Origin of the sequence: Klebsiella sp. ME-303 (assembly GCF_007910085.1) — a bacterium.
Lineage (GTDB): Bacteria > Pseudomonadota > Gammaproteobacteria > Enterobacterales > Enterobacteriaceae > Klebsiella > Klebsiella michiganensis.
Map to the genome: position 1 here is coordinate 87,064 of NZ_VOJB01000078.1, position 24,846 is coordinate 111,909.

Annotated in this window: 24 protein-coding genes and 2 pseudogenes; 11 read left to right on the top strand and 15 right to left on the bottom strand. The window is 53.8% G+C overall.

Translation table 11 applies throughout. The features are described 5' to 3' along the window. From apt (FQK12_RS14835) to FQK12_RS14850, 4 genes and pseudogenes are all read right to left on the bottom strand, one after another. The coding region (gene apt, locus FQK12_RS14835; protein ID WP_146295737.1) for an adenine phosphoribosyltransferase at positions 1-440 on the bottom strand (440 nt) is incomplete at its 3' end. Positions 441-590: 150 nt separating this feature from the next. Further along, positions 591-797 (bottom strand): annotated as a pseudogene (locus FQK12_RS14840) (YbaN family protein); the annotation flags it as partial. Between the two features lie 80 nt (positions 798-877). Further along, on the bottom strand, positions 878-1,429 hold the full coding sequence (apt, locus tag FQK12_RS14845) for an adenine phosphoribosyltransferase (protein WP_004099669.1): 552 nt from the start codon (positions 1,427-1,429) through the stop codon (positions 878-880). A 150-nt stretch (positions 1,430-1,579) separates the two neighbouring features. Beyond that, positions 1,580-1,957 (bottom strand): DUF454 family protein, encoded by a 378-nt coding sequence (locus FQK12_RS14850; RefSeq protein ID WP_004848353.1) that lies wholly within the window; start codon positions 1,955-1,957, stop codon positions 1,580-1,582. A gap of 69 nt (positions 1,958-2,026) precedes the next feature. On the opposite strand from FQK12_RS14850, the gene priC reads away from it, so the two are divergent. The 3 genes from priC to FQK12_RS14865 all read left to right on the top strand — a co-directional run bounded on the left by priC (position 2,027) and on the right by FQK12_RS14865 (position 3,744). After that, the gene (gene priC / locus FQK12_RS14855; protein WP_004848351.1) at positions 2,027-2,554 is read left to right on the top strand and encodes a primosomal replication protein N''; all 528 of its coding nucleotides are present in this window, start codon (positions 2,027-2,029) and stop codon (positions 2,552-2,554) included. Positions 2,555-2,568: 14 nt separating this feature from the next. After that, a complete protein-coding gene (rsmS, locus tag FQK12_RS14860; protein WP_014228211.1) occupies positions 2,569-2,742 on the top strand; it encodes a pleiotropic regulatory protein RsmS in 174 nt (57 codons plus the stop codon). A 66-nt stretch (positions 2,743-2,808) separates the two neighbouring features. Next, positions 2,809-3,744: an Rpn family recombination-promoting nuclease/putative transposase gene (locus FQK12_RS14865; protein ID WP_014228210.1), complete on the top strand. Its 936-nt coding sequence runs from the start codon at positions 2,809-2,811 to the stop codon at positions 3,742-3,744. A 35-nt stretch (positions 3,745-3,779) separates the two neighbouring features. Here the strand turns inward: FQK12_RS14865 and mscK are convergent, their stop codons facing one another. Together mscK and acrR are read right to left on the bottom strand one after the other, a co-directional pair. Next, the gene (mscK, locus tag FQK12_RS14870; protein WP_014228209.1) at positions 3,780-7,121 is read right to left on the bottom strand and encodes a mechanosensitive channel MscK; all 3,342 of its coding nucleotides are present in this window, start codon (positions 7,119-7,121) and stop codon (positions 3,780-3,782) included. A gap of 130 nt (positions 7,122-7,251) precedes the next feature. Next, positions 7,252-7,902 carry a multidrug efflux transporter transcriptional repressor AcrR gene (acrR, locus tag FQK12_RS14875; RefSeq protein WP_014228208.1) on the bottom strand — a complete coding sequence of 217 codons (651 nt, stop codon included), beginning with the start codon at positions 7,900-7,902 and terminating at the stop codon, positions 7,252-7,254. A gap of 142 nt (positions 7,903-8,044) precedes the next feature. Between acrR and acrA the strand changes: the two genes are divergently transcribed. The 5 genes and pseudogenes from acrA to maa all read left to right on the top strand — a co-directional run bounded on the left by acrA (position 8,045) and on the right by maa (position 14,236). Then, complete coding sequence (gene acrA, locus FQK12_RS14880; protein ID WP_004136054.1) at positions 8,045-9,238, top strand: multidrug efflux RND transporter periplasmic adaptor subunit AcrA; 1,194 nt, start codon at positions 8,045-8,047, stop codon at positions 9,236-9,238. Positions 9,239-9,260: 22 nt separating this feature from the next. Then, positions 9,261-12,407, top strand: coding sequence for a multidrug efflux RND transporter permease subunit AcrB (acrB, locus tag FQK12_RS14885; RefSeq protein ID WP_014228207.1), 3,147 nt, complete (start codon positions 9,261-9,263; stop codon positions 12,405-12,407). 480 nt (positions 12,408-12,887) lie between these two features. After that, complete coding sequence (gene tomB / locus FQK12_RS14890) at positions 12,888-13,262, top strand: Hha toxicity modulator TomB (protein ID WP_004129911.1); 375 nt, start codon at positions 12,888-12,890, stop codon at positions 13,260-13,262. Between the two features lie 26 nt (positions 13,263-13,288). Beyond that, on the top strand, positions 13,289-13,507 hold the full coding sequence (locus FQK12_RS14895) for an HHA domain-containing protein (protein ID WP_004099646.1): 219 nt from the start codon (positions 13,289-13,291) through the stop codon (positions 13,505-13,507). 162 nt (positions 13,508-13,669) lie between these two features. Then, positions 13,670-14,236, top strand: a pseudogene (gene maa / locus FQK12_RS14900) (maltose O-acetyltransferase). Here the strand turns inward: maa and FQK12_RS27690 are convergent. Continuing rightward, positions 14,208-14,342 carry a hypothetical protein gene (locus tag FQK12_RS27690; RefSeq protein ID WP_223226764.1) on the bottom strand — a complete coding sequence of 45 codons (135 nt, stop codon included), beginning with the start codon at positions 14,340-14,342 and terminating at the stop codon, positions 14,208-14,210. The pseudogene maa and the gene FQK12_RS27690 overlap by 29 nt on opposite strands. Positions 14,343-14,362: 20 nt before the next feature. On the opposite strand from FQK12_RS27690, the gene FQK12_RS14905 reads away from it, so the two are divergent. Continuing rightward, entirely contained in the window at positions 14,363-14,833 is a 471-nt protein-coding gene (locus FQK12_RS14905; protein WP_014228205.1) for a YlaC family protein, read from the top strand. Here FQK12_RS14905 and FQK12_RS14910 read toward each other — a convergent pair. Next, positions 14,808-16,262 carry a PLP-dependent aminotransferase family protein gene (locus FQK12_RS14910; protein ID WP_014228204.1) on the bottom strand — a complete coding sequence of 485 codons (1,455 nt, stop codon included), beginning with the start codon at positions 16,260-16,262 and terminating at the stop codon, positions 14,808-14,810. The genes FQK12_RS14905 and FQK12_RS14910 overlap by 26 nt on opposite strands. A 101-nt stretch (positions 16,263-16,363) precedes the next feature. Here FQK12_RS14910 and FQK12_RS14915 point away from each other — a divergent pair, with 101 nt between their 5' ends. Further along, positions 16,364-17,062 (top strand): GNAT family N-acetyltransferase, encoded by a 699-nt coding sequence (locus FQK12_RS14915; RefSeq protein ID WP_014228203.1) that lies wholly within the window; start codon positions 16,364-16,366, stop codon positions 17,060-17,062. On the opposite strand, the gene ykgO is transcribed toward FQK12_RS14915, so the two are convergent. The 3 genes from ykgO to FQK12_RS14930 form a co-directional block, all read right to left on the bottom strand. Further along, entirely contained in the window at positions 17,059-17,199 is a 141-nt protein-coding gene (gene ykgO / locus FQK12_RS14920; protein ID WP_003859006.1) for a type B 50S ribosomal protein L36, read from the bottom strand. The two genes, FQK12_RS14915 and ykgO, sit on opposite strands and share 4 nt — an antisense overlap. Then, positions 17,199-17,462: a type B 50S ribosomal protein L31 gene (locus FQK12_RS14925; RefSeq protein ID WP_004848323.1), complete on the bottom strand. Its 264-nt coding sequence runs from the start codon at positions 17,460-17,462 to the stop codon at positions 17,199-17,201. Before FQK12_RS14925 ends, ykgO begins: the two co-directional genes overlap by 1 nt. Positions 17,463-17,574: 112 nt before the next feature. Next, positions 17,575-18,648, bottom strand: coding sequence for a LacI family DNA-binding transcriptional regulator (locus FQK12_RS14930; protein ID WP_014228202.1), 1,074 nt, complete (start codon positions 18,646-18,648; stop codon positions 17,575-17,577). A gap of 269 nt (positions 18,649-18,917) precedes the next feature. On the opposite strand from FQK12_RS14930, the gene FQK12_RS14935 reads away from it, so the two are divergent. Beyond that, on the top strand, positions 18,918-20,189 hold the full coding sequence (locus tag FQK12_RS14935; RefSeq protein ID WP_014228201.1) for a maltoporin: 1,272 nt from the start codon (positions 18,918-18,920) through the stop codon (positions 20,187-20,189). Between the two features lie 123 nt (positions 20,190-20,312). On the opposite strand, the gene FQK12_RS14940 is transcribed toward FQK12_RS14935, so the two are convergent. The 4 genes from FQK12_RS14940 to FQK12_RS14955 all read right to left on the bottom strand — a co-directional run bounded on the left by FQK12_RS14940 (position 20,313) and on the right by FQK12_RS14955 (position 24,840). Then, positions 20,313-20,627 (bottom strand): glucose PTS transporter subunit EIIB, encoded by a 315-nt coding sequence (locus tag FQK12_RS14940; RefSeq protein WP_014228200.1) that lies wholly within the window; start codon positions 20,625-20,627, stop codon positions 20,313-20,315. Between the two features lie 65 nt (positions 20,628-20,692). After that, positions 20,693-22,750: a beta-galactosidase gene (locus FQK12_RS14945; protein ID WP_014228199.1), complete on the bottom strand. Its 2,058-nt coding sequence runs from the start codon at positions 22,748-22,750 to the stop codon at positions 20,693-20,695. 31 nt (positions 22,751-22,781) lie between these two features. Beyond that, positions 22,782-23,984 (bottom strand): arabinogalactan endo-beta-1,4-galactanase, encoded by a 1,203-nt coding sequence (locus FQK12_RS14950; protein ID WP_014228198.1) that lies wholly within the window; start codon positions 23,982-23,984, stop codon positions 22,782-22,784. A gap of 4 nt (positions 23,985-23,988) precedes the next feature. Then, on the bottom strand, positions 23,989-24,840 hold the full coding sequence (locus tag FQK12_RS14955; protein WP_004848313.1) for a sugar ABC transporter permease: 852 nt from the start codon (positions 24,838-24,840) through the stop codon (positions 23,989-23,991). Positions 24,841-24,846 lie beyond the last annotated feature (6 nt).

The following is a 24,846-nucleotide window of genomic DNA, read 5'->3' on the forward strand; positions in this document are numbered from 1 at the left end:
CCACCGAGGCGGCGGATCAGTTTGACCGTGGCGTCGATAGTGCCGCCGGTCGCCAGCAGATCGTCAACCACCAGCACTTTATCGCCCGGTTTAATGGCGTCAACGTGGATCTCCAGCTGATCGGTGCCATACTCCAGCTCATAGGTCTCGGCGATGGTTTCACGCGGCAACTTACGCGGCTTGCGTACCGGAACAAAGCCCACGCCCAGCGCCAGCGCGACCGGGGCGCCGAACAGGAAGCCACGCGCCTCAGTCCCTACCACTTTGGTAATACCCGCGTCTTTGTAGCGCTCGGTCAGCAGTTCAATGCTAAGCGCGTAGGCCTTCGGGTCTTCCAGTAAGCTGGTGACATCGCGGAAAAGAATGCCAGGTTTTGGATAATCCTCGATACTCTGGATGCTGTTCTTCAGATATTCAAGCTGCTGTGCAGTTGCGGTCATAAGTGTATGCCTGATTGAAACGGTATTACCCACGGGCGTGCAAAAGGGGCCAAAGAAACATTTGTTTAACCTTTGACCAGGCTTGCCCGCGCTCGAAAACGCCAGAATTTACTGGCTGTCGGCAACAATTGCAACAGGCATTATTGCGCATCAGTGCTTTTGTTGCTTTGCGTCAACCACCGGAATGCGCCACATAAAGATCAGCAGACAGGCCAGAATGACCAACAGCATGATGCGCACCCACGTAAGCTTAACCAGCCATAGCGAAATAGCAAAAGTCACCACGATCATCGCAATGGCGCGCGGTTTAGCGCCGCGAGGCATGGCGCGGTACTGTTGCCAGTGGCGAAGATAGCCNAAACGCTGGAAGGTGAAATCACGAGGGGTCATGCTATCACAGCCCCGCTCAATCAGCGAGGCTATGTGGCGGGATTTGCTTAGTGGCCCGGGAAAGGGACCAGGCTATAGCAGTTGATTCCCAGTTTTTCCAGGCGCTGCTCGCCGCCCAGATCGAACAGATTAATAATAAAGGCCGCATCGTGCACTTCACCGCCCAGGCGACGAATAAGCTTCACGGTGGCGTCAATGGTGCCGCCGGTTGCCAGCAGATCGTCAACCACCAGGACTTTATCGCCTTCTTTGATCGCATCGACATGGATTTCCAGCTGATCGGTGCCGTACTCAAGCTCGTAGCTTTCTGCGATAGTTTCACGCGGCAGCTTACGCGGCTTGCGTACCGGAACAAAGCCTACGCCCAGCGCCAGCGCAACCGGTGCGCCAAATAAGAAGCCACGCGCCTCGGTGCCCACCACTTTGGTAATCCCCGCGTCTTTATAACGCTCGGCCAGCAGCTCAATGCTGAGCGCGTAGGCCTTCGGGTCTTCCAGCAAGCTGGTGACATCACGGAAAAGGATGCCAGGTTTCGGATAGTCCTGGATGCTTTGGATGCTGTTCTTCAGATATTCAAGCTGCTGTGCTGTTGCGGTCATAAGTGTATGCCTGATTAAAACGGTGTTACTCACGGGCATGCCAAATGGGCCAAAGAAACTTTTGTTTAACCTTTGACCAGGCTTACCCGCGCTCGAAAACGCCAGAATTTACTGGCTGTCAGCGACAATTGCAACCATCATTATTGCGCATCAGTGCTTTTGTTGCTTTGCATCAACCACCGGAATGCGCCACATAAATATCAGCAGACAGGTCAGAATGATCAGCAGCAAGATGCGCACCCAGGTAAGATTAACCAGCCACAGCGAAATGGCAAAGGTCAGCAAAATCATCGCGACCGCCCGCGGCTTCGCGCCCGGCGGCATGGCGCGGTATTTCTGCCAGTGGCGCAGGTAGCCGCCAAACCATGAGCGATACAAAAGCCAGTGGTGAAAGCGCGGCGACGAGCGCGCAAAGCACCAGGCGGCAAGCAGGATAAACGGCGTCGTCGGCAGTAGCGGTAAAAACACGCCCAGCGTTCCCAGCGCTACCGCCAGCCAGCCAATGATGATCAAAATAATACGTGGCATAATGCGAATCGTTATCACGAAGATAACGCTAATGTAGCACAGTTGCTTATCAGGGGATGGAGGAGTTATTTGAAAACCGCCCGGCTTTTACATTCACTGGAAAACCAGCTTGCGGAGCTGGCCGCTCAGGTGGCGCCCATGGCCAATCACGCGACCCTCAGCCCGCGCTTCGATCGTCAGCTGTTCCGTACCCGCAGCACGCAGATGCAGGCTTATCTCAATGAGGCCAGAGACGGCTTTACGGCGTTAAAACAGGCGGCCGAACGCCAGCAGCTTGCGCAGGTCGCCTGGCTGGCGGAACGTCTCGTTGCTCAAATCGCCGCGATTAACCGGGAAACGGCGACCTGGTCATTACGCGCCTGGGATAGCGCGTCGCCAACGCTTAGCCGCTGGCAGCGCCGACGTCTACAGCATCAGGAGTATGAACGGCGCCTGCTGGCCATGCGCAACGACCGACAAAGACGGCTGGCGCAAGCCATAAGCCTTGATGACCAACAGCGGCTGGCAAAGGAAGTTGAAGCCTATACCGGGCGCCTGGCCCGCTGTCGCGACGCGCTGGAAAAAATTGAAAACAGACTGGCCCGCTTAACGCGCTAACGGGAGGAAGAAGTATGTCGCTGGAAAATGCCCCTGACGAGGTCAAGCTGGCCGTCGATTTAATTATGCTGCTTGAGGAGAATAAAGTTCCTGCGCAAACCGTGCTAGCTGCGCTGGAAATTATCCGTCGAGACTATGAAAACAAAGTAAAAAGTGCGGAAGAGGCCTCGCAAAACGCACAGGAGTAGTCTGTTGGCGGATCTTTGGGGGTGGCAGAGTTGTCGCCTGCCCCTTACCACAACGGATAGATGCTCATGGAAAGATTCTCACGTACGCCGCACGATGCTATTTTTCGTCAAATGCTGGCCCAGAAAGAGGTCGCTCGCGATTTTTTACAGCTTTATCTTCCCGCGCAGTTTTTAAGTATCTGCGATCTCAATACGCTGCAGCTGGCTTCCGGCAGCTTTATCGAGGAAGACCTGCGATCCAGCTACTCCGACATTCTCTACTCCCTACAAACGCAGCACGGCGCGGGATATATCTACGCGCTGATTGAACATCAAAGCTCGCCGGATAAGCTGATGGCTTTTCGCCTGATGCGCTATACGCTGGCCGCCATGCAGCGCCACCTGGATGCCGGCCACAATACGCTGCCGCTGGTGGTCCCGATTCTGTTTTATCACGGCACCGTCAGCCCCTGGCCACATACGCTCAACTGGCTCCAGCTTTTTGACCTTCCTGAGCTTGCCGGCGCGCTGTACGGCGGAGATTTTCCGCTGGTGGACCTGACCGTTATGCCAGATAATCATATCCTCCGCCACCAGCGTATGGCGATGCTGGAACTGTTGCAAAAGCATATTCGCCAGCGCGATCTGGCCGAACTGCAACCGATGCTGATTACGCTGCTGGCGCAAGGATATCTGACGGAAAACCAGATCAATACCCTCATCAGCTATATGCTGCAGGCGGGAACCTCGGAAAAACCTGGGCCCCTGATTCGCGAGCTGGCGAAGCAGTCGCCCAGGCACAAGGAGCTACTGATGACAATTGCCGAATGGCTGGAAGAGAAAGGCCGTAAAAAAGGTAGAAAAGAAGGCAGACAGGAAGGTTTGCAGGAAGGTTTGCAGGAGGGCCGTAGAGAAATCTCGCACAGCATTGCCCTGAAAATGCTCGCCTGCGGGCTGGAGCCGAAGATGGTGATGGAACTGACCGGTCTGAGCCAGGAAGAACTCTCCTCGCTCAGCCATTAACATCTGCGGGGCGGATACCCACCGCCCCGTTATGCTTAGCTTATCGCCGGGGAGGCATCGTCGCCCTTATCCCGCTTCACCTCTGTCACTTCATCGCCCTTCTCATTGCGCAGATGCACCTCCAGCTGGTTAAAGGCGATGTCAATATTGTTCTCGCGGCACAAACGATCGATAGCGCGGTTAAGCTCATCCACCGCATAGCTGCGATCGCGAAGTTCACGCACGTACAGGCGCAGTTCATGATCGAGCGTGCTGGCGCCGAAGGTGGTAAAGAAGACCGAGGGCGCGGGCTCTTGCATCACTTTCGGATGCTCATGCGCGGCCTGGAGCAGCACTTCTTTAACCTTATCCAGGTCGGAACCATAGGCCACGCCAAGGCGGATGACCACGCGGGTGACGGTGTCGGAGAGCGACCAGTTGATCAAGCGTTCCGTCACGAAGGCCTTATTCGGGATAATGACCTCTTTACGGTCAAAATCGGTGATCGTCGTGGCGCGAATGCGGATTTTGCTGACGGTACCGGAGAAGGTACCAATGGTCACCGTATCGCCAATACGCACCGGGCGCTCAAAGAGAATAATCAGACCGGAAACAAAGTTACCGAAGATTTCCTGTAAGCCAAACCCTAAACCAACCGACAGGGCGGCCGCCAGCCACTGAAGTTTGTCCCACGAAACGCCCAACGAGCCAAATACCGTCATCGCGCCAATAACAATAATGGCGTAATTAAGGATGGTCGTAATTGCATACGACGCCCCCTGGCGCATATTGAGTCTCGATAGCACCAGCACTTCCAGCAGGCCCGGCAGGTTGCGGATTAACGCCCAGGCGACCATCGACGCGACAATCGCGAACAGCAGGCTGCCCATGGTGACGCTTTTCACGGCGCTGACGCCGGCTTCCGTACCGTTGTAATGCCACAGCGTAATACTGTCGAGATAGGCGAACACGGTGATCAGATCGGACCAAATCGCCCAGAACAGCACGGCAAACAGCGCAATCATCACCAGCATCGTAATACGCAGCGTTTGCTGGTTAACCTGCTCCAGGGCAATCGTCGGTTCTTCCTGGGGTTCGGCCCCTTCAGCACCCTCTTTAACCAGATGCTGACGACGCGCCAGCGCACGGCGCCAGGCAATACGCCGGGCGGCCACGCTCAGGCCGCGCAGAACGGTCTGGTACAGCAGGTTCCACAGCATCACCAGGTAAACGGTTTCAATCCAGCGGCCGGCCAGACGCAGCGTCGTGTAGAAGTAGCCGGTTGCCGTCAGCACCATCAGGGCGATGGGCACAATCGATAGCACGGTGACGGTGATAAGGCGCAGGCTGTGGGACTCTTTATCACGCCAGCTTTCGCGGCACATCGGCAGAACAAGCACCGCAATCAGCAGCAGGTTGAGGAAAATAACAAATTGCCCGAGCACGTCATCCATCAGGTGCAGCGGCGACAGCTCCGACATCACCGACCAGAAATTGAGCGGCAGCAGCGCAAGGCTGACGCGGACAATCTGCCGCCGCCAGTGGCTGGTCAACTGCGACGGCATATTAAAGTGGCGCACCGCCACGCCGTCTTTTTCCAGCACCTTCCAGCACAGGCCAAACACCAGCCAGAACAGCGCCAGCTTCTTACTATAGGCCCACAGCAAATCGCTGATATTCAGCTGCATGGTCAGCAGAATCAGGCCAATGGCCAGAATCACCAGCACCACAGGCAGCGCGCGGATCAGATCGATAAGAATCGCTTTCGGCGTGTGAAGCTGAGTGTCATTGCGCAGTTGCCCCACCTGTGAAGCCAGCTTCGCCTGATACGCTTTCAGCCAGTTAAGGCGCCAGCGAATCAGACCGGCAATCAGCAGCAACGGCAGGCCGGCAAGGAAAGCGATAAATACCGCAGGCCAGGCTTTTTCCCAGTTTACGGTGATTTTCATCGCCTTAAACTGCCCTTTCAGCGCTTCCGGGAAGGCTTTAACCCACTCCCAGTCCATCGGACGGTTACTGTTTACCCAAAAAATCTGCTGCGTCAGAATGGCTTTCAGGTTGGTCGACACGCTCATTAACTGCTGCTGATTGATCTGCAGGTTAATGGCCATCATCAGCTGGTTACCCAGCTGTTTGTTGAACTGATCGAGCAGCTCCCGGCGCATATCAACGATTTCGAGAAGCGCGCTATGCACTTCGGCATTGACATCGCTGCTGTGCCCTTCCTCCAGCTTCGCGACGTACGCATCGCTCTGGAACAACGCATCGCGCTGCTGGTTAACCTCAAACTGTTCGAGGCGCAGGTCGGCGATGCGGTTCGTCATATCGCTCAGCTCCTCCGCAGAGGGCAGCGTTTGCTGCTGCTGATAAAGGATACGCGACAGCAGCAGGCTGCCTTTCAGCACGGAAATCTGCTCTTTTATATCACGCTCGGATTGCAAAGCGCGATCGAGCCAGGTCTTCACTTTGATGTTGCGCTGAACCAGCTGATTACCATTTTCCGTCGCCGAAATCAGTCTTTCGCTAAGCTGGTGGTTAATCTCCAGCTCCTGCTTCACCAGCGGGTTTGCCTGAATACGCGCCGTTTCGTCCGGGGAAACCGCTTCCTGAGCCGTCTTTTCCGTCAGCGTCAGGCGCTTGCTATTCACCGCTTCCTGCAATAACTGAAGCTGGTGTTCAAGACGGTTGCTGTAGGCGGTGATGTAATCACGCTGCTTTTGCAGGGTATCCTGCAGGACCGTGTTACCTTCCAGGCTTTTGCGCTGCTGGTCTATCTGCGCATTCAGCAGAGCCTGCTGCGCCAGCAGCAAACTCTGCTGGGTAGGACGCAGCGTCTCCTCGCCCGTCGAGGTGCCATTCAGGCGGTTACGGATCTGCTGCAGCTGCTGCGAAGCGGAGTACATCGCATTCTGCACACGTTCCGGCTGGGTTTGTAGGGAGACTAACTGGCTGTTATAGGTTGCCAGATCGTTCTGCGCGTTTTGCAAATCGTCCAGCGTCTGAGAGACGCGCGATTCCAGCTGACGTAGCGATAACGTGCTCAGCGTTTTACGCGTCGCCTCATCATCGGGAACATCGCTTAGCGCGTTGAGGCTATCGATAGCCTGATTCATTTTCGCTGGCGCCTGAGCCACCTGCTGACGCAGCTGCGTCGTTTCCGACTTAATGCGTTCGATTTTATCGAGGGTTTCCAGGGTCTGGGTCAGGTCCTGCTGAACCAGCTTGTCCTGCGGGGTCAGCTCTTTTTGCTTATTCAGCGTCGTGAGCTGGCTTTGCACCTCGGAACGTTCAGGTAAGTCAGCCGCCAGCGCCGTGTTAACGCTAATACAGCCGATAAAAAACATCAGGGTAAGAACAAAAGCGGATATGGCGTTTCGCCAACGGATAGTATGCAGCATAGTGTTAACATGAGTGATTGCAAAAGCCGGAGAATACCGGGGATCGTCGCAGCGCGAAGAATAGCACTTCTGTTATCGCGCGAATAGCGGCGGACAGCAGGAAAAATACCCCTTTTGTCCGCGAGGATACTTAAGCTTCCGCGCCTTCAGAACTGCGCAGAGAGGGGCACAATTGATACATTTCAAGCAGCGTTTCGACATATGCCCGCGCTTCATGCTGCAGATCGAAAGCGTTGGGCGCCAGCAGCCAGTTCTCCATCAGGCCAGAAAGATAGCTGCGCATTAAAATCGCCGCCCGCCGGGTGAGTAAATTGGCGGGCAGCATCTTCGCCGCAATGCACTCGTTTAATGTCTGCTCGATACGATCGTAGCTCTCAAGGCATAAACTTCGCTGCGCTTCTTGCAGCGTGACCATCTCTCCGACGAACTCGCATTTATGGAAAATGATTTCCATCATCAAGCGCCTGCGTTTTTCTGTCACCGTTGCTTCAAGGATATACACTAAGATCTCTCTGACAACTGACAGTGGATCGTTGGGGAATTTTGCCCGATACTCAACTTCGAGATCGTTGATGTTGGCTTCTGAAAGCACCCATATTTCATTAAATAAATCTGATTTATTTTTGAAATGCCAATAGATAGCGCCCCTCGTCACACCGGCCTCTTTTGCAATTGCGGCCAGCGAGGTGGATGATACGCCTTGCTGCGAAAACAGACGCAGAGCAACATCCAGAATATGTTGCCGGGTCTCAAGCGCCTGTTGTTTGGTTTTTCGTGCCATAGGTCGATGAGTTTACAGAGGTTACGTTTACATACATTTGTGAATGTATGTACCATAGCATGACCATAATAGAAACACAGCAGTGGGTTTGTGGTCGATTGAGCCACTGAACAATTTGAAATTGGACACTCGAGGTTTACATATGAACAAAAACAGAGGGTTAACGCCTCTGGCGGTCGTTCTGATGCTCTCAGGCAGCTTAGCGCTAACAGGATGTGACGACAAACCGGCTCAGCAAGGAGCCCAACAAATGCCGGAAGTCGGTATTGTGACGCTCAAATCCGCTCCTCTACAAATTACTACCGAACTGCCAGGCCGTACCAGCGCCTATCGCGTTGCGGAAGTTCGTCCTCAGGTCAGTGGCATTATTCTTAAACGTAACTTCACCGAAGGGAGCGATATCCAGGCAGGGGTGTCTCTTTATCAAATCGATCCGGCGACCTATCAGGCCACTTATGAAAGCGCGAAAGGCGATTTAGCCAAAGCGCAGGCCGCGGCAAATATGGATCAGCTGACGGTTAAACGTTATCAGAAACTGTTAGGCACTAAGTACATCAGTCAACAGGATTACGATACTGCCGTCGCGACCGCGCAACAGAGCAACGCCGCCGTGGTTGCCGCCAAAGCAGCGGTTGAAACCGCGCGCATTAATCTGGCCTACACCAAAGTCACCTCGCCAATCTCAGGCCGCATTGGTAAATCCGCGGTCACGGAAGGTGCTCTGGTGCAAAACGGCCAAACCACCGCCCTGGCGACCGTGCAACAGCTGGATCCTATCTATGTTGACGTGACGCAATCGAGCAACGATTTCCTGCGTCTGAAACAAGAGCTGGCCAACGGCAAGCTGCAGCAGGAAAACGGCAAAGCGAAGGTTGAGCTGGTGACGAACGACGGTCTGAAATACCCGCAGAACGGTACGCTGGAGTTTTCTGACGTCACCGTTGATCAGACCACCGGTTCTATCACGCTGCGCGCCATTTTCCCGAACCCGGATCACACTCTGCTGCCGGGGATGTTCGTCCGCGCGCGTCTGGAAGAAGGCGTCAACCCGGATGCGCTGCTGGTTCCTCAGCAGGGCGTAACCCGCACCCCGCGCGGCGATGCCAGCGCGATGGTCGTCGGCGAAGGTGATAAAGTCGAAGTTCGCCAGATTACCGCCACTCAGGCTATTGGTGATAAATGGCTGGTCACCGAAGGGCTGAAAACGGGCGATCGCGTCATCATCACCGGTCTGCAAAAAGTCAGACCTGGCGTGCAGGTTAAAGCGCAGGAAGTCGTTTCTGACGATAAACAGCAAGCCGCAGGCAACGCTCAGTCAGAACAACCCAAGTCTTAACTTAAACAGGAGCCGTTAAGACATGCCTAATTTCTTTATCGATCGCCCCATATTTGCGTGGGTGATCGCCATTATCATCATGCTGGCTGGGGGGTTATCGATCCTCAAGTTGCCGATAGCGCAATATCCGACGATTGCGCCGCCGGCAATTTCCATTACAGCCATGTACCCCGGTGCCGATGCCGAAACCGTGCAGAACACCGTGACCCAGGTTATCGAACAGAACATGAACGGTATCGATCACCTGATGTACATGTCTTCAAATGGCGACTCCACCGGTACAGCAACCATCACCCTCACCTTTGAATCCGGTACCGATCCGGATATCGCCCAGGTACAGGTACAGAACAAGCTGGCGCTGGCAACGCCGCTGCTGCCGCAAGAAGTTCAGCAGCAGGGTATTAGCGTTGAAAAGGCATCCAGCAGCTTCCTGATGGTTGTCGGCGTTATCAATACCAACGGCACCATGAATCAGGATGACATTTCTGACTATGTTGCCGCCAACATGAAGGATTCGATTAGCCGTACCAGCGGCGTCGGTGACGTGCAGCTGTTCGGTTCCCAGTACGCGATGCGTATCTGGATGGATCCGAACAAGCTTAATAACTTCCAGCTGACGCCGGTTGACGTGATCAGCGCCCTGAAAGCGCAGAACGCCCAGGTCGCAGCCGGACAGTTAGGCGGTACTCCACCGGTGAAAGGTCAGCAGCTGAACGCCTCCATCGTGGCGCAGACCCGTCTGACCAATACTGAAGAGTTCGGCAACATTCTGCTGAAGGTTAACCAGGATGGTTCCCAGGTGCGTCTGCGCGATGTCGCGAAGATTGAGCTGGGTGGCGAAAGCTACGACGTCGTTGCGAAGTTTAACGGTCAGCCCGCGTCCGGTCTGGGTATTAAGCTCGCGACCGGCGCGAACGCGCTGGATACCGCCAACGCCATTCGTGCCGAACTGAAGAAAATGGAACCTTTCTTCCCGTCAGGCCTGAAGATTGTTTACCCGTATGACACCACCCCCTTCGTGCAGATCTCCATTCACGAAGTGGTGAAAACGCTGGTTGAAGCCATCATTCTGGTGTTCCTGGTGATGTACCTGTTCCTGCAGAACTTCCGCGCAACGCTGATTCCGACTATCGCCGTGCCGGTTGTACTGCTGGGGACGTTCGCTATCCTCGCGCTGTTCGGCTTCTCGATAAACACCCTCACCATGTTTGGTATGGTGCTCGCCATAGGCCTGCTCGTGGATGACGCCATCGTGGTGGTAGAAAACGTCGAGCGTGTAATGGCCGAAGAAGGGCTACCGCCGAAGGAAGCCACGCGTAAATCAATGGGCCAGATTCAGGGCGCGCTGGTGGGTATCGCGATGGTGCTTTCCGCGGTATTTATCCCGATGGCCTTCTTCGGCGGTTCTACCGGTGCGATTTACCGTCAGTTCTCGATCACTATCGTTTCCGCGATGGCGCTGTCGGTACTGGTGGCACTGATTCTGACCCCGGCGCTCTGCGCCACGATGCTGAAACCCATCCAGAAAGGCAGCCATGGCGCCACCACCGGCTTCTTCGGTTGGTTTAACCGCATGTTCGATAAGAGCACGCATCACTACACCGATAGCGTAGGCAATATCCTGCGCAGTACCGGTCGTTATCTGGTGCTGTACCTGATCATCGTTGTCGGCATGGCCTGGCTGTTCGTTCGTCTGCCAAGTTCGTTCCTGCCGGACGAAGACCAGGGCGTCTTCCTGAGCATGGCGCAGCTGCCTGCTGGCGCAACTCAGGAGCGTACCCAGAAAGTTCTGGATGAGATGACCGACTACTATCTCACCAAAGAGAAAAACAACGTTGAATCGGTATTCGCCGTAAACGGCTTTGGTTTCGCGGGTCGTGGGCAAAACACCGGTATCGCGTTCGTTTCTCTGAAGGACTGGAGCCAGCGTCCGGGCGAAGAGAACAAAGTTGAGGCGATTACCGGTCGCGCAATGGGGTATTTCTCGCAGATTAAAGACGCAATGGTCTTCGCCTTTAACCTGCCGGCAATTGTTGAACTGGGTACCGCAACGGGCTTTGACTTCCAGCTGATCGACCAGGCGGGACTGGGCCATGAAAAACTGACCCAGGCACGTAACCAGCTCTTTGGTATGGTCGCGCAGCATCCTGACGTCTTAACCGGCGTGCGTCCAAACGGACTGGAAGATACTCCGCAGTTCAAAGTGGATATCGATCAGGAAAAAGCGCAGGCTCTCGGCGTGTCTATCAGCGACATTAACACGACGCTTGGCGCAGCATGGGGTGGTAGCTACGTCAACGACTTCATTGACCGCGGTCGCGTGAAGAAAGTGTATATCATGTCTGAAGCGAAATACCGTATGCTGCCGGAAGATATCGGCAACTGGTACGTACGCGGCAGCGATGGACAGATGGTGCCCTTCTCCGCCTTCTCGACTTCACGCTGGGAATACGGCTCGCCGCGTCTGGAGCGTTACAACGGTTTGCCATCAATGGAAATCCTCGGCCAGGCGACACCGGGCAAGAGTACCGGTGAAGCGATGAACCTGATGGAAGAGCTGGCGGGTAAACTGCCTGCGGGTATTGGCTATGACTGGACCGGTATGTCTTATCAGGAACGGTTGTCAGGCAACCAGGCACCAGCGCTGTACGCTATCTCGCTGATTGTCGTCTTCCTGTGCCTGGCGGCGCTGTATGAAAGCTGGTCGATTCCGTTCTCGGTCATGCTGGTTGTTCCGCTGGGGGTTGTGGGTGCGCTGCTGGCGGCTACCTTCCGTGGATTAACCAACGACGTCTACTTCCAGGTTGGTCTGCTGACCACCATCGGCCTGTCGGCGAAGAACGCGATACTTATCGTTGAATTCGCCAAGGACCTGATGGATAAAGAGGGCAAAGGCCTGATCGAAGCCACGCTGGAAGCCGTTCGTATGCGTCTGCGTCCGATTCTGATGACCTCGCTGGCGTTCATCCTTGGGGTCATGCCGCTGGTTATCAGCTCCGGCGCAGGCTCCGGCGCGCAGAACGCCGTCGGTACTGGCGTAATGGGTGGGATGGTGACCGCGACGGTGCTGGCGATTTTCTTCGTGCCGGTGTTCTTCGTGGTGGTTCGCCGCCGCTTTAGTAAGAAAAATGAGGATATTGAGCACAGCCATCCGGTTGAGCATCATTAATCTCTCCTCTCAGGGCCGCATTTGCGGCCCTTTTCTTTTGTTCCTCGTTAAAACGCACGGATTGTTATTGTCTAATTTATAAGCTGAGATATAATATTTAATGATGAGTCGCGGTGCTTATCTCCATTTTTTTTCCACAATTTTCTTTCCTGCGCCCCTAACTCAGAATATTCTTAATCACTGATTTTGTGTATGGTTGTCTCTCTATAACGGCTAAACGCGTCGGCTAACCTGATGAAATATAAGGTCAGTATTCGTTTTTTCCGATCGGGGTAACGGCACGATATAATAAAGTCCGAGTCATTGAAGATAAAAGGACGCTGATAATTGTAATTTTTCGTAATAGCACGATGAAATCTTTTTAAGAGTGGATTATAGTTAAACAGCAAGATTACAATGTATGTGTCAGGTCTGTTAGTCGTGTTCATCCCACAACGGTGTCGATAATCGTCGTTTAAACCACTCAAAAGGGGATGCGTTATGGACGAATACTCGCCAAAAAGACATGATATTGCGCAGCTTAAATTTCTCTGCGAAACCCTGTATCATGACTGTCTTGCAAACCTGGAAGAGAGCAACCACGGCTGGGTTAATGATCCAACCTCGGCTGTCAATCTTCAACTTAATGAATTGATCGAGCACATTGCCGCGTTTGCACTTAATTATAAAATTAAGTACGCAGAGGATAATAAGCTGATTACCCAGATTGACGAATATCTGGATGACACTTTCGTCTTGTTCAGCAACTACGGCATTAACAGCGCAGATCTGCAGAAATGGCGTAAATCTGGCAATCGGTTATTCCGCTGCTTTGTCAACGCCAGTCGGGAAAACCCGGCCAGTCTTTCTTGTTAGTATTATTACAATCAAAAGGTGAATTTATGTCTGATAAAACATTAACCAAAATAGACTATTTGATGCGTTTACGACGCTGTCAGACAATTGATACGCTGGAGCGCGTAATTGAAAAAAATAAATATGAACTTTCCGATAATGAACTGGCGGTATTTTACTCTGCGGCCGATCATCGTCTTGCAGAGCTGACGATGAATAAACTGTATGACAAGATCCCCCCTTCAGTCTGGAAATTTATCCGCTAGTTTACTTCAAATGAAAGTCATACATCTCGTGCCGAAAACGCCCCTCTCTCGTGATGATAATAAGTGTGACAGTGCTCACAGATGTTGGCTTAACGCGAATATGAAACCGGTTTCTTTTTTATACTATGGCGGCCTAACGATAAGGAAATAAGGAAAGCCTCCATGAGTGAAGAGAAACAAAAAATGATTGCCGGCGAACTGTATCTGGCAGGTGACGCCACGTTGAAAGCCGATCGTCTGCGGGCCAGACAGCTGCTGCACCGCTACAATCATTCGGCGCCTTAAGAAAGTGAATTAAGAAACGCATTACTTTCTGAACTGCTTGGGCACGCGAGTGACGCGTACATCGAACCCACATTTCGCTGTGACTATGGCTACAATATCTTCCTCGGTAAAAATTTCTACGCTAACTTTGATTGCGTCATGCTTGACGTCTGTCCAATTCATATTGGCGATAACTGCATGCTGGCGCCGGGCGTGCATATTTATACCGCCACGCATCCCCTTGCCCCTGTCGACCGCAACAGTGGTCAAGAGTACGGAAAACCCGTCACCATTGGCCACAATGTGTGGATTGGCGGCCGGGCAGTGATTAATCCAGGCGTCACTATCGGCGATAATGCCGTGGTGGCGTCGGGGGCCGTCGTAGTAAAAAATGTGCCGGCCAACGCCGTCGTCGGCGGAAACCCGGCACGGATAATTAAAATGCTGGAGAGCGAAAAACGGTAACTGTTATGCTTTTCTGCAACCAATCTGTTACTTTCCCCATGGATTTACGCAACATAAAATAGCCTTCAGGCTGAGCCCGGTTTGTCACGCCTGGATACGGGCTCATGGCAGAATTTGGGGAATAAGATGACAGAAATACAGCTGCTGCTGAAGAGCACCATTGATGAGCTTAATGTGAAAGAGAAGCGCGACAACCGTCCGCGCTTTAGCATTAGCTTTATTCGCAACCATCCATGGCTTTTTGTCGCCATGTACGCGGCTTTCCTGGCCACGCTTATTGTGATGCTACGTTCCGAAACGCTGGTAGATTCTGTCTGGCTGTTAATTGTGTTATTTGTTCTGCTAAACGGTTTCTTCTTCTTCGACGTCTACCCGCGCTATCGTTATGAAGATATTGACGTTCTTGATTTCCGCGTGTGCTACAACGGTGAGTGGTACAACACCCGATTTGTCCCTGAGCAGCTGCTTGAACGCATCCTGCAATCGCCACGCGTCGGCGGCGAACAAAAGGCTCAGCTACAAAAAATGATCGCCACCAAAGGCGAACTCTCCTTTTACGATGTATTTTCTCTTACCCGCGTCGGTCCAGCGCAATAAGACGGTTCAGCGTGCGTACCGCGGCCCTAAAATGCGAGGCGGACGTATTACCGTAGCCCAGAACAAAGCCGCTTCGCGCCGTTTTTACATCCAGGTAAAAACGGCTTAACGCCCCGGGTGCCAGCTGAAACCGCCGGGCCTGCTGCACAATCGCCAGGTCATCCACGTTGTCGATAGCAACGGTCAGGTGCAGGCCCCCCTCGCCGCCAAACAGTTCATAAGGATGCCTGAGCTCTTGAGCCAGAATCTCCCGCAGCTGCTGCTGACGTTTGCGGTATAAACGGCGCATGGCGGCTAAATGACGTGCGTAGTGCCCCTCCTCAATGAACAACGCCAGCGCCCTCTGTTCGGCCCGATGGCCGCCGCGTAATAGCGAACCAATGGCGCCACGTGCGGCCTCCGCCAGCGCGGGAGGCATCACCATAAAGCCAATGCGCAGCGCCGGAAATAGCGTTTTGCTGAATGTCCCCAGATAAACCACCGGCGCCTGCCTGGCCATCCCCAGCATGGCCGGAATGGGCTCACCGCTGTAGCGAAACTCGCTGTCGTAATCATCTTCAATAATCCATGAATCATGCCGGCGGGCATACTCCAGTAGCGCCAGTCGCCTCCCGGCGCTCATCACTGCCCCGCAGGGGTATTGATGGGAAGGTGAAGTAAAGATCAATCGCGGCGCTTCACTATCATTATGACTATCAAAACGCATCCCTTCATGATCAACCGGCACGCCCTCAATATGAAGTCCGGATTTGAGAAAGATGCTTTTTGCTCCCGGATAGCCGGGGTCTTCTACCCATGCCGTATCGCCAGCGACGCTCAGCAAATGCGTGCATAAATCGACGCCTTCCAGCGCACCTTCCGTAATCACAATCTGGCTGGCTTCACAGCGGATCCCCCGCGAGAGCGCAAGGTGGCGGGCAATGGTTTTTCGCAGTACGAGCTCTCCCTGCGCATCGCCGTAGCCCAATAATGCGCTTCCCTCTTCACGCAGTACGCGATCCAGGAGCCGGCGCCAGATGGAAAGCGGAAAGTAGTTAACCGCAGGCATTCCCGGCGTAAAGAGCAGCGTGGGTGAATCACGATGGATTGCCGCTGGTAATCCCTGTAAGTATTCAGGGAGCACAATATGGCGCGCCTCAACGTCCCCCTCTCCCTGAGTTCCTAAAGGCGCGACGGACGTCCCCTGGCGGCTACGTAATAAATACCCCTCTATCGCCAGCTGCTCCAGCGCGCCGTTGACGGTGTTGCGCGACAGCCCCAGACGCTGGGCCATGGCGCGCGAGCCGGGTAAACGGCTATCACCTGCCAGCGCCCCCTGTAAAATCGCCTCGCGTAGTGTCTGATAGAGCGTACGCTGCAGGGTTCCACCTCCCCTGCCGCGCAGGGCCTGCTCCAGTAAAGCAAAAAAAGCATCATCCGGAATATTCATCATCGCTCCTCGTGGCACCCTAAAAACATACTCCTGTGGCTCTTTTTATGGAACCAACAAGCGCCTAATCTCGCAGCATTCACCTGCCAAAGGAAAACCTCATGAGCCATCTTAATCAATTCGATCAACCCGTTGGCGCAGCCCTGCCCGACTGGCAGCCCCGTCCGCATCCTGAAAGGTTGAATCTGCAAGGTCGCCTTTGCCGCCTTGAGCCATTGCGCTCCACGCATGCCGGTGCGCTGTTTGACGCCCATCGGCTGGCCCCGGACACCCGAAGCTGGACGTGGCTGCTGCGTGAGCCGGATAACAGCGTAGAGGAATACCGCGCGTGGATAGAGCACGTTTCCGGGCAGGCCGATCCCATCCACTTTGCCGTGATAGATCAACGGACAGACCAGCCCGTTGGCTCACTGGCGCTGATGAGAATCGATGCTAAAAATGGCGTTGTTGAAGTCGGCCACGTTCACTTCTCGCCTTTACTAAGCCGGACGGCGATGGCCACCGAGGCCCAATGGCTGCTGATGCATTATATTTTTGCAACGCTCGGCTATCGTCGCTACGAGTGGAAATGCAACAGTTTGAACGAGCCTTCACGCCGGGCGGCGCTGCGGCTGGGATTTCAGTATGAGGGGCGTTTTCGTCAGGCGCTGGTGATAAAGGGCCACAACCGCGATACCGACTGGTTTTCGATTATCGATTCCGAGTGGCCGCATATTGACAAGGCAATGCAGCAGTGGCTGGCCGCCGACAACTTTAGCGCCGACGGCCGGCAGTTACGAACGCTGGAGAGCTTCCGTTAACGTCTCTTCTTGCGCCCCTGGACGGCCTTAAAGCGAGGATTACTTTTGCAGATAACGTACAGCCGTCCTTTACGCTTGACGATCTGGCAATCCGGGTGGCGCTGTTTCGCGCTACGCAATGAGTTGAGCACCTGCATTATTTACTCCTTTTCGCATCAATAAAACCGCCGAAGCGCTGGCGGAAACGCGCGGTGCTGCCTTCATTGTTGAAGGCCTTCTGTTTGCCGGTGTAATACGGATGCGATTTGGAGGAGACATCGAGCGTTACGTAGGGATACGTCTCGCCTTCCAGCTCAATTTCGCGCTCGGTACGGATCGTTGATCCGACTTTGAAGTATTCGTTGGCGCTGGTATCGTGAAAAACCACCGTACGATAATGCGGATGAATATTGGGTTTCATAGCGACCTCAATCATTACGTTATAACATAACATCATGGTACGCCGGGTGAATACAAAGATCAACCCTGAGAATGGAAGGGGCTAAAGGGCGGCGCAGGCCGCCCGTTGCGGATTAAGGATTAAGCTGATGCGCCAGCGCTCTGAGCTGTTCGGCAATAGACTGCAGGTTTTTGCCCGGCTCCGTTTTCGGTCCGGTAGAGTGGCGCACGACCAGACGAGCCGGAAGGATAGAGGAAGTATGAGATGTCTCGTGATCGCCGCTATCGAGAAGGCGCCGGACGGCCTCTTTTCCTTGTAAATCAAGATCCAGCGAAACGGTGGTGAGCGCCGGGTAAAAGAACGAACTCTCATAGGTGTCATCATAACCAATAACCGATTTTTCCCCCGGAATCGGCACCTGGTGCTGGTGAAACGCGCTCAGTACGCCCAGCGCCATCTGATCGTTACCCACCAGAACGGCGGTAAAGTTTGGCGTCTCCCGCAGCATTTGCAGCGCGCCGGCATAACCGCTCTGCGCATCCCAGTTACCGCGAATCACCGTGACCGGCTGCAGGCCATATCCCTCAAGGGTCTCAATCCAGCTTTTCAGACGCAGTTTGGCCGATACCGAGCTTTCCGGGCCAGCTAGCAGCGCGATCTCCCGATGCCCCATTTCATAGAGATATTTGACGCTGGCCCGGGTGCCGTCAGCCGGGTTAAACGAAACGTTAAACACGGAGCTGTAGGGGTCAACATCTAAAAACAGACAGACGATATCATCGTTATCAGCGGCAATTTTTTGAGCCAGTTCAGTCTCCAGCGGCACGTTGATGATGACCTTATCTACCAGCTGAGACTTAAGTTCATTAATGGAATCTTGAATACTTTGGTTGACGCTCTCATCAATCATAGAGATGAGCACCTGATAGCCTTCCACATTCGCATAGCGTTTTACCGCAGCAGCCACCTGAGAAGGCGCGTGCAATGCGAGGGAGATGGTGACCAGGCCCACGGTGCGGCTTTGCTTTCCTACCAGCTGCTGCGCCAGGCGGTTTGGGACATAGCGCAGCGCCTCGATGGATTTCTCCACCTTGCTGCGTGTGGCTTTGGATACATTAGCAGATTTGTTGAGTACCCTGGACACGGTCTGATAGGAGACGCCCGCATGGCGAGCAACGTCTTCTAAGGTCGCGCTTTTAGACTTCATAGTCCGGTTCCTTATGTTGTTATCCCTGGATTGTAACAGGGGCAATGTGAAAAAACGCTCATCGCCGCGTCCCCCGAACCACAATCATCACAAAAAGTATTACGCTCACAATACAACAAATTGTGAATAGACTCACTAGTCGTAACAAAACCCGCCAATTTATTTGCAGTTAATCACAATATAGCGATCATTCAATTGCCTGAATTCTGGTTTAGGCATTTTATGACATCGGTTATGTGAACGTAATACAAAACAATAAGAGGATAGACATGAACACTACGCTGCGCACACTCTCCGCTGCGTTGGCCGCTGCGCTGATTTCACCATCCGTGTTTGCTGCTTCCGCCACGCTTCCGGGTATCGATTTTCATGGCTATATGCGCGCCGGGGTTGGGGTCTCCGGCGACGGTAGTCAGGCCGAATGGCAAAAAAACAAAATTGGCCGTCTGGGTAATGAGTCCGATACCTACGGCGAGCTGGAGCTGGGATCAGAGGTCTATAAGAAGAATGACGTTAGCTTCTATCTTGATAGCATGGTCAGCATGGTTTCTGACGGTTCTAACGATAACGAAACCACGCTCGATGATGATGCCCAATTCGGCCTGCGCCAGCTCAACCTGCAAATCAAAGGGCTGGTCCCCGGCGATCCGAACGCGGTCATTTGGGGCGGTAAACGCTACTACCAGCGCCACGATCTCCACATCATTGATACCAAATACTGGAACATTTCCGGATCCGGTGCCGGGATCGAAAACTATACGCTCGGCCCGGGGGCCGTTTCATTTGCCTGGATCCGCGGCGATGCCAATGACGTCGACTACCGCGTCGATGGCGACAGCAACGTCAACATTAACTACCTAGACCTGCGCTACGCAGGCTGGAAGCCTTGGGCCGGTTCGTGGACCGAATTTGGTATCGACTACGCGATGCCGAATACCACTAAAAAGCAGGACTCCTACGGTGGTCTATACGATGCTGAAAACGGCGTCATGCTGACCGGTGAAATCAGCCAGGATATGCTGGGTGGTTACAACAAAACGGTTCTGCAGTACGCCAACAAAGGGCTGGCGCAGAACATGGTTTCCCAGGGCGGCGGCTGGTACGACATGTGGAACTACGTCAATGACGCCACCGGATACCGCGTGATTAATACCGGTTTAATTCCGATTACCGAAAAGTTCTCCATTAACCACGTTCTCACCTGGGGCTCCGCGGACAACATCACCGATTACACGGATAAAACGCGCATGCTGTCGCTGGTGGCTCGTGGGCAGTATCAGTTCACCGAATACGTGCGCCTGATTGGCGAAGTGGGCGGCTTTTACCAAAAAGATAGCTACAAGAACAATACTGATTATAAGCAGGCCGGTGAGAAATATACCATCGCGCTGGGCCTGGCCGATGGCCCTGACTTTATGTCTCGCCCGGAACTGCGCATTTTCGCTTCGTATCTGAATGACTCTGAAAACGGTAAACCGTTCGAAGATCAAACTGCCAATAATACGTGGAACTTTGGTGTACAGGTCGAGGCCTGGTGGTAGCCGTCATTTAACTGTTTTATCTCCAGCTGTAAGGTCGTTAATTACCCTCCGGTAATCATTATTGCCATTGAATGCTTTGTTTTCTTTTCGGGATAACTCATTATTGCGTTATCCCGTTTTATTTTATTTACGGCTGGCAAAGTGTTCGTCAAGTAATTGACGCAAAGCATCCGACTGTTTACCGAAAATAGCATGCACCTGCTGCCCAAGGATAATAACGCCAAGCGCTCCCTGCTGCTGTAGTGCCTGAGAGTCAACAATCGACAGATTATTCACCGTGACGCGTAAGCGGGTGATACAGGCGTCAACGTTGATAATATTCGCCTCGCCGCCAAAAGCCTGAATTAAACGTTCAATCTGTTGTTGTTCCGCCGGGCTTAACGTTACCGCCGGACGAGACTGGGAGAAGTAATTCAGAAAGGATTTTAAACTCACCATAATAGACTCCTGATAAGCAGATAAAAAAACGCCTGCTCTTGCGAGCAGGCGTGGATAGAGAAAAATTACGCGTGACGACTGAGGATACGGCAATCCCACGCTTTTAAGGTCAACGGCGCGTTCAGTGCCGTGCCGGTGAGGCTGTCCTGATAGCCCTGCGGTAAGGTCACCTGCTGCTGCTGCGCGCTGTAGTTTTGCAGGAATACGTAGGTGGTTTCACCGTCCGTCCGTGCGGTCGCCACCACGCCCGGCGGGAAATCGGCCGCCACCGCACGCGGCAGCGACAGCTCTTTACTTATGGCGGTGAAGAAGTCCCGCTGGAAAGCCAGATCGTTGCGCGAAGCGACGTGCCAGGCCTTACCTTTACCCACGTGATTGACGGTAACCGCCGGTCGTCCCGCGTAAAAATCATCGCGGTAGGTCGCCAGCGGCTGTGCCATTTCGGCATGAATCAGTTCACACAGATGGCGTACCTGATACGGTCCCTGCAGGCCCCCTTCATTACCCGCCAGCCCCTGTACCAGGTTGCGTTCGCCGTCGTTCAGGCAGTCAATCTCTTCCGCCCAAATGCCCAGCAGTTTACGCAGCGGGCCCGGGAAACCGCCGAGATGGCAAAGGTCGGATTCGTTAACAATACCCGTCCAGTATGTTGTAACTAAATGGCCACCGTTAGCCACAAACGCTTCGGCGCGTTCGGCAAATCCCTCACGAACCATATACAGCATTGGCGCAATGACCAGTTGATAAGGACTCAGGTCAACGTCAGCATCGATAACATCAACCGCAATCCCCTGCTCCCAGAACGGACGATAATGTTCGTTGACGGTATTTTCATACTCCATGCCGAGATTTCGCGGCCCCTGTGCATCATCCAGCGCCCAGCGGTTTTGCTGGTCGAAGATAATCGCCACTTTCGCATCCGTCCGGCAGCCCACGACGCCCGGCAGCTGGCTTAGCATCTCGCCGAGCGCCGTCACTTCACGACCCACGCGCGTATCCAGATGACCGACATGATCGATAATCGCGCCATGAAACTTCTCAACCGAACCGCGGCTCTTACGCCACTGGAAGTACTGCACCGAATCCGCGCCGTGCGCCACCGCCTGCAGAGAAGAGAGAATATGCATTCCCGGTTTCTTCAGCTTACTGGTCGGCTGCCAGTTGGTCGCGCTCGGGGTGGATTCCATTAATACAAACGGTTTGCCGCCCTTCAGGCTGCGCATCATGTCATGATACATGGCGGTGTAGCAGGCCAGCGTGGTTTCATCTTTATCACGGTGCCACATGGGGTAGCTGTCCCATGAGATAAAGTCCAGCACCTGCGCCAGCTGCCAGTAGTCGTAATCGTAGAAATACTCCATAAAGTTGGTTGTTACCGGCAGCGCAGCATTCGCCGCTTTCAGCGGCGCAATTTCGTGGCGGCAGAAGTCCGTCACCTGAGCGGTATTGAAGCGATGCCAGTCCAGGTTCAGACCATGAATGGAGACTTCCCCCTGCGGGGCCGGAGATTCGATCTGCGACCAGTCGCTGTAGGTGTGGCTCCAGAAGGTGCTCCACCAGGCGTGATTGAGGTTATCCAGCGTTTCATAGCGCGCTTTCAGCCAGTCGCGGAAACGCTCCTGGCACAGGCTACAGTGGCACTCTCCTCCGTATTCATTGGAGATATGCCAGCCCAGCACCGCGGGATGCTGCGAGTAGCGCTCCGCCAGCAGGGAATTTATTTTCAGGGTTTTATCACGGTAGACCGGCGACGACATACAGTGGTTATGACGTCCACCGTGCAGCGCAGGCACCCGATCGCGACCGACGCGCAGGACCTGAGGATATTTCTGCGACATCCAGGCCGGGCGCGCGCCGCTTGGGGTCGCGAGAAAGACATGAATGCCGGCGGCATAGAGTTTATCCAGGATACTGTCCAACCAGCCAAACTCAAATACGCCTTCCTGAGGTTCAAGTTTCGCCCAGCTAAATATCCCTACCGACATGACATTACATTTTGCCTGCTGCATCATGGCAATATCTTTATCGATAATATCGGGATAGTTCTCCCACTGCTCGGGGTTATAGTCGGCGCCATGCAATAGCGCATTGACCTTCGGACTCAAAGGCGCAAATTTTTTCATAATAAACATCCTGAAGTGTAAAGCTGAATAATTAATTGAATACCTTCATCGACGGCAATGCTTTTCCCTGGCAATCAAACAGCGCCTGATTTTCCCGGGCATTCCCCTCTTTCCATTCATCATGGATATATTTCATTCCGGCAGGCGTCGCCCAGGTATTTCCCGGTACGGCAATCCACGTCGGCTCCCAATAAAAAATACCTTTACCGCGGTGGTCCGGTACGTCCGCAACGGCCTGCATTAAGTCGTGAATATAATTATATTGCCCCTGTACGGTGGCAGGATAACCGCCATCCTTATCCTCTTTCGCCTGGAAACTATTTTCGGCGTTGTCGCAGTTTTCCAGGGTATAGGCGTAAGCGGCTTCCACCACTATCACGTCTTTGTTATAGCGCTTGCTGATATCGTCCATATTGGCTTTCAGCGCGCTAATCGGACCATTCCAGTAGGTGTACATCGACAGACCAATGATGTCGTAAGGCACGTTGCGCTTGCTGATTTCATCAAACCACCAGCGGAAGGTGTCGTTTTTCGTGCCTTCGGCCAGATGAAGCATAATTTTAATCTGCTCGCCGCCGGTGAGGTTTTCCTTCAGGCCATCAATGGCGGCGTTAAGCAGCCCCGCCAGGCGATCGAACTCGCCGCCGCCCTGCCCCCAGCTTTTGCCCTCCGGCCACAGCATACCGCCGTTGATCTCGTTGCCGATCTGGACCATATCCGGCAGCACACCCTCCTGCTTAAAGCGGGCAATCGTGTCGCGGGTGTAGTCGTGGATCGTGGTTTTCAGCTGCGGATAATCCATTTTCTCCCAGGCCTTCGGCTTGAACTGCTTGCCCGGATCGGTCCAGAAATCGCTGTAGTGAAAATCAAGCAGCAGCTTTATACCCTGCGCTTTTGCGCGCTTCGCCAGCGCCAGCGTCGCCGCCAGATCGTTATCGCCGCCGCCGTAACGCTGACCCTGGGCGTCTTTTGGATCCACCCACAGGCGCAGGCGAACATAGTTCACGCCGTCGGCCTTCAGAATCGCGATCGGATCCTGCGGCTGATTGTTGTGGTTAAAGAACTTCGCGCCGTGCTTTTCCGCATCCAGCAGCGTAGAGATATCCGCGCCTTTAATAAAATCAGCGGGCATATTGCTAAACGCCTTCGTTTGCAGCGCATCTGCCGCCAGCGTACCGGCGGAAAAACAGCATGCCAGAGAAACAGCAAGCCACGCGGGTGTTAATCTTTTCATGGGGTTATCCTTTTGTACTGCCTGAGGTGAGGCCGGAAACAAAGTATTTTTGTAGCGCCAGATAGAGAATCGCCACCGGGACGGCAATCAGCACCGCGCCCGCCGCGTAGGTGGTGTAGCTGGCGCCCATTTTCTGCGCCACCAGGTTATACAGGCCAATCGGCAGCGTGTATTTATCCGGGGTACGCAAAATGGTGCTGGAGAGGATGAAATCCCCCAGAGGGCCGGTAAATGAAAACAGCGCCACCACCGCCAGAATCGGCTTCGACAGCGGCATAATGATTTCGATAAAGATGCGGAAGCTGCTGGCGCCATCCATCCGCGCGGATTCATCCAGATCTTTGGGGATCGCGTCCAGATACCCCTTCATGAGCCAGGTATTCATCGGAATCATGCCGCCAACGTAGATCAGCACCAGCGCCAGATGGCTGTTGATCAACCCCAGCAGCTGAGAGAGAACAAAGATCGCAATCAGCGCCGAGAACTGCGGGATCATCTGCAGCAGCAGAAACAGCATCAGCCCGTTCTGCCGCCCTTTGAAACGAAACCGGGAGAACGCATAGGCCGTGAAGCTCACGCTGATTAAGGTCAACGCCATGGTCATGAAGCTGATTTTCATCGAGTTCCAGTACCAGGTGAGATAATTCACATTGCCGTTAAACAGATCCGCGTAATGCTGGAACGACAGGTTTTCAGGAATAATCGACGTACTCAGCAGACTGTTCCCGGCGTTCAGAGACGCCCCTACCGTCCAGACCAGCGGATATATAATGATCGTCGATACGAAGAGGACCACCAGCCAGGTGAGAGACAGGCGAATCCACTTTTCGCGTTTAATACTCGGTGATTTAGCCATGTTGCT

What these genes read in the sequence shown, in the direction of transcription:
- FQK12_RS14940 (WP_014228200.1), bottom strand. Translation starts at nt 20,627, where the DNA reads ATGGTGAGTTTAAAATCCTTTCTGAATTACTTCTCCCAGTCTCGTCCG.
- FQK12_RS14945 (WP_014228199.1), bottom strand. Translation starts at nt 22,750, where the DNA reads ATGAAAAAATTTGCGCCTTTGAGTCCGAAGGTCAATGCGCTATTGCAT.
- acrR (WP_014228208.1), bottom strand. Translation starts at nt 7,902, where the DNA reads ATGGCACGAAAAACCAAACAACAGGCGCTTGAGACCCGGCAACATATT.
- mscK (WP_014228209.1), bottom strand. Translation starts at nt 7,121, where the DNA reads ATGCTGCATACTATCCGTTGGCGAAACGCCATATCCGCTTTTGTTCTT.
- FQK12_RS14935 (WP_014228201.1), top strand. Translation starts at nt 18,918, where the DNA reads ATGAACACTACGCTGCGCACACTCTCCGCTGCGTTGGCCGCTGCGCTG.
- FQK12_RS27690 (WP_223226764.1), bottom strand. Translation starts at nt 14,342, where the DNA reads ATGAGCCCGTATCCAGGCGTGACAAACCGGGCTCAGCCTGAAGGCTAT.
- FQK12_RS14895 (WP_004099646.1), top strand. Translation starts at nt 13,289, where the DNA reads ATGTCTGATAAAACATTAACCAAAATAGACTATTTGATGCGTTTACGA.
- tomB (WP_004129911.1), top strand. Translation starts at nt 12,888, where the DNA reads ATGGACGAATACTCGCCAAAAAGACATGATATTGCGCAGCTTAAATTT.
- FQK12_RS14910 (WP_014228204.1), bottom strand. Translation starts at nt 16,262, where the DNA reads ATGAATATTCCGGATGATGCTTTTTTTGCTTTACTGGAGCAGGCCCTG.
- acrB (WP_014228207.1), top strand. Translation starts at nt 9,261, where the DNA reads ATGCCTAATTTCTTTATCGATCGCCCCATATTTGCGTGGGTGATCGCC.
- apt (WP_004099669.1), bottom strand. Translation starts at nt 1,429, where the DNA reads ATGACCGCAACAGCACAGCAGCTTGAATATCTGAAGAACAGCATCCAA.
- rsmS (WP_014228211.1), top strand. Translation starts at nt 2,569, where the DNA reads ATGTCGCTGGAAAATGCCCCTGACGAGGTCAAGCTGGCCGTCGATTTA.
- acrA (WP_004136054.1), top strand. Translation starts at nt 8,045, where the DNA reads ATGAACAAAAACAGAGGGTTAACGCCTCTGGCGGTCGTTCTGATGCTC.
- ykgO (WP_003859006.1), bottom strand. Translation starts at nt 17,199, where the DNA reads ATGCAGGTGCTCAACTCATTGCGTAGCGCGAAACAGCGCCACCCGGAT.
- FQK12_RS14930 (WP_014228202.1), bottom strand. Translation starts at nt 18,648, where the DNA reads ATGAAGTCTAAAAGCGCGACCTTAGAAGACGTTGCTCGCCATGCGGGC.
- FQK12_RS14905 (WP_014228205.1), top strand. Translation starts at nt 14,363, where the DNA reads ATGACAGAAATACAGCTGCTGCTGAAGAGCACCATTGATGAGCTTAAT.
- FQK12_RS14950 (WP_014228198.1), bottom strand. Translation starts at nt 23,984, where the DNA reads ATGAAAAGATTAACACCCGCGTGGCTTGCTGTTTCTCTGGCATGCTGT.
- FQK12_RS14915 (WP_014228203.1), top strand. Translation starts at nt 16,364, where the DNA reads ATGAGCCATCTTAATCAATTCGATCAACCCGTTGGCGCAGCCCTGCCC.
- FQK12_RS14865 (WP_014228210.1), top strand. Translation starts at nt 2,809, where the DNA reads ATGGAAAGATTCTCACGTACGCCGCACGATGCTATTTTTCGTCAAATG.
- FQK12_RS14955 (WP_004848313.1), bottom strand. Translation starts at nt 24,840, where the DNA reads ATGGCTAAATCACCGAGTATTAAACGCGAAAAGTGGATTCGCCTGTCT.
- FQK12_RS14850 (WP_004848353.1), bottom strand. Translation starts at nt 1,957, where the DNA reads ATGCCACGTATTATTTTGATCATCATTGGCTGGCTGGCGGTAGCGCTG.
- FQK12_RS14925 (WP_004848323.1), bottom strand. Translation starts at nt 17,462, where the DNA reads ATGAAACCCAATATTCATCCGCATTATCGTACGGTGGTTTTTCACGAT.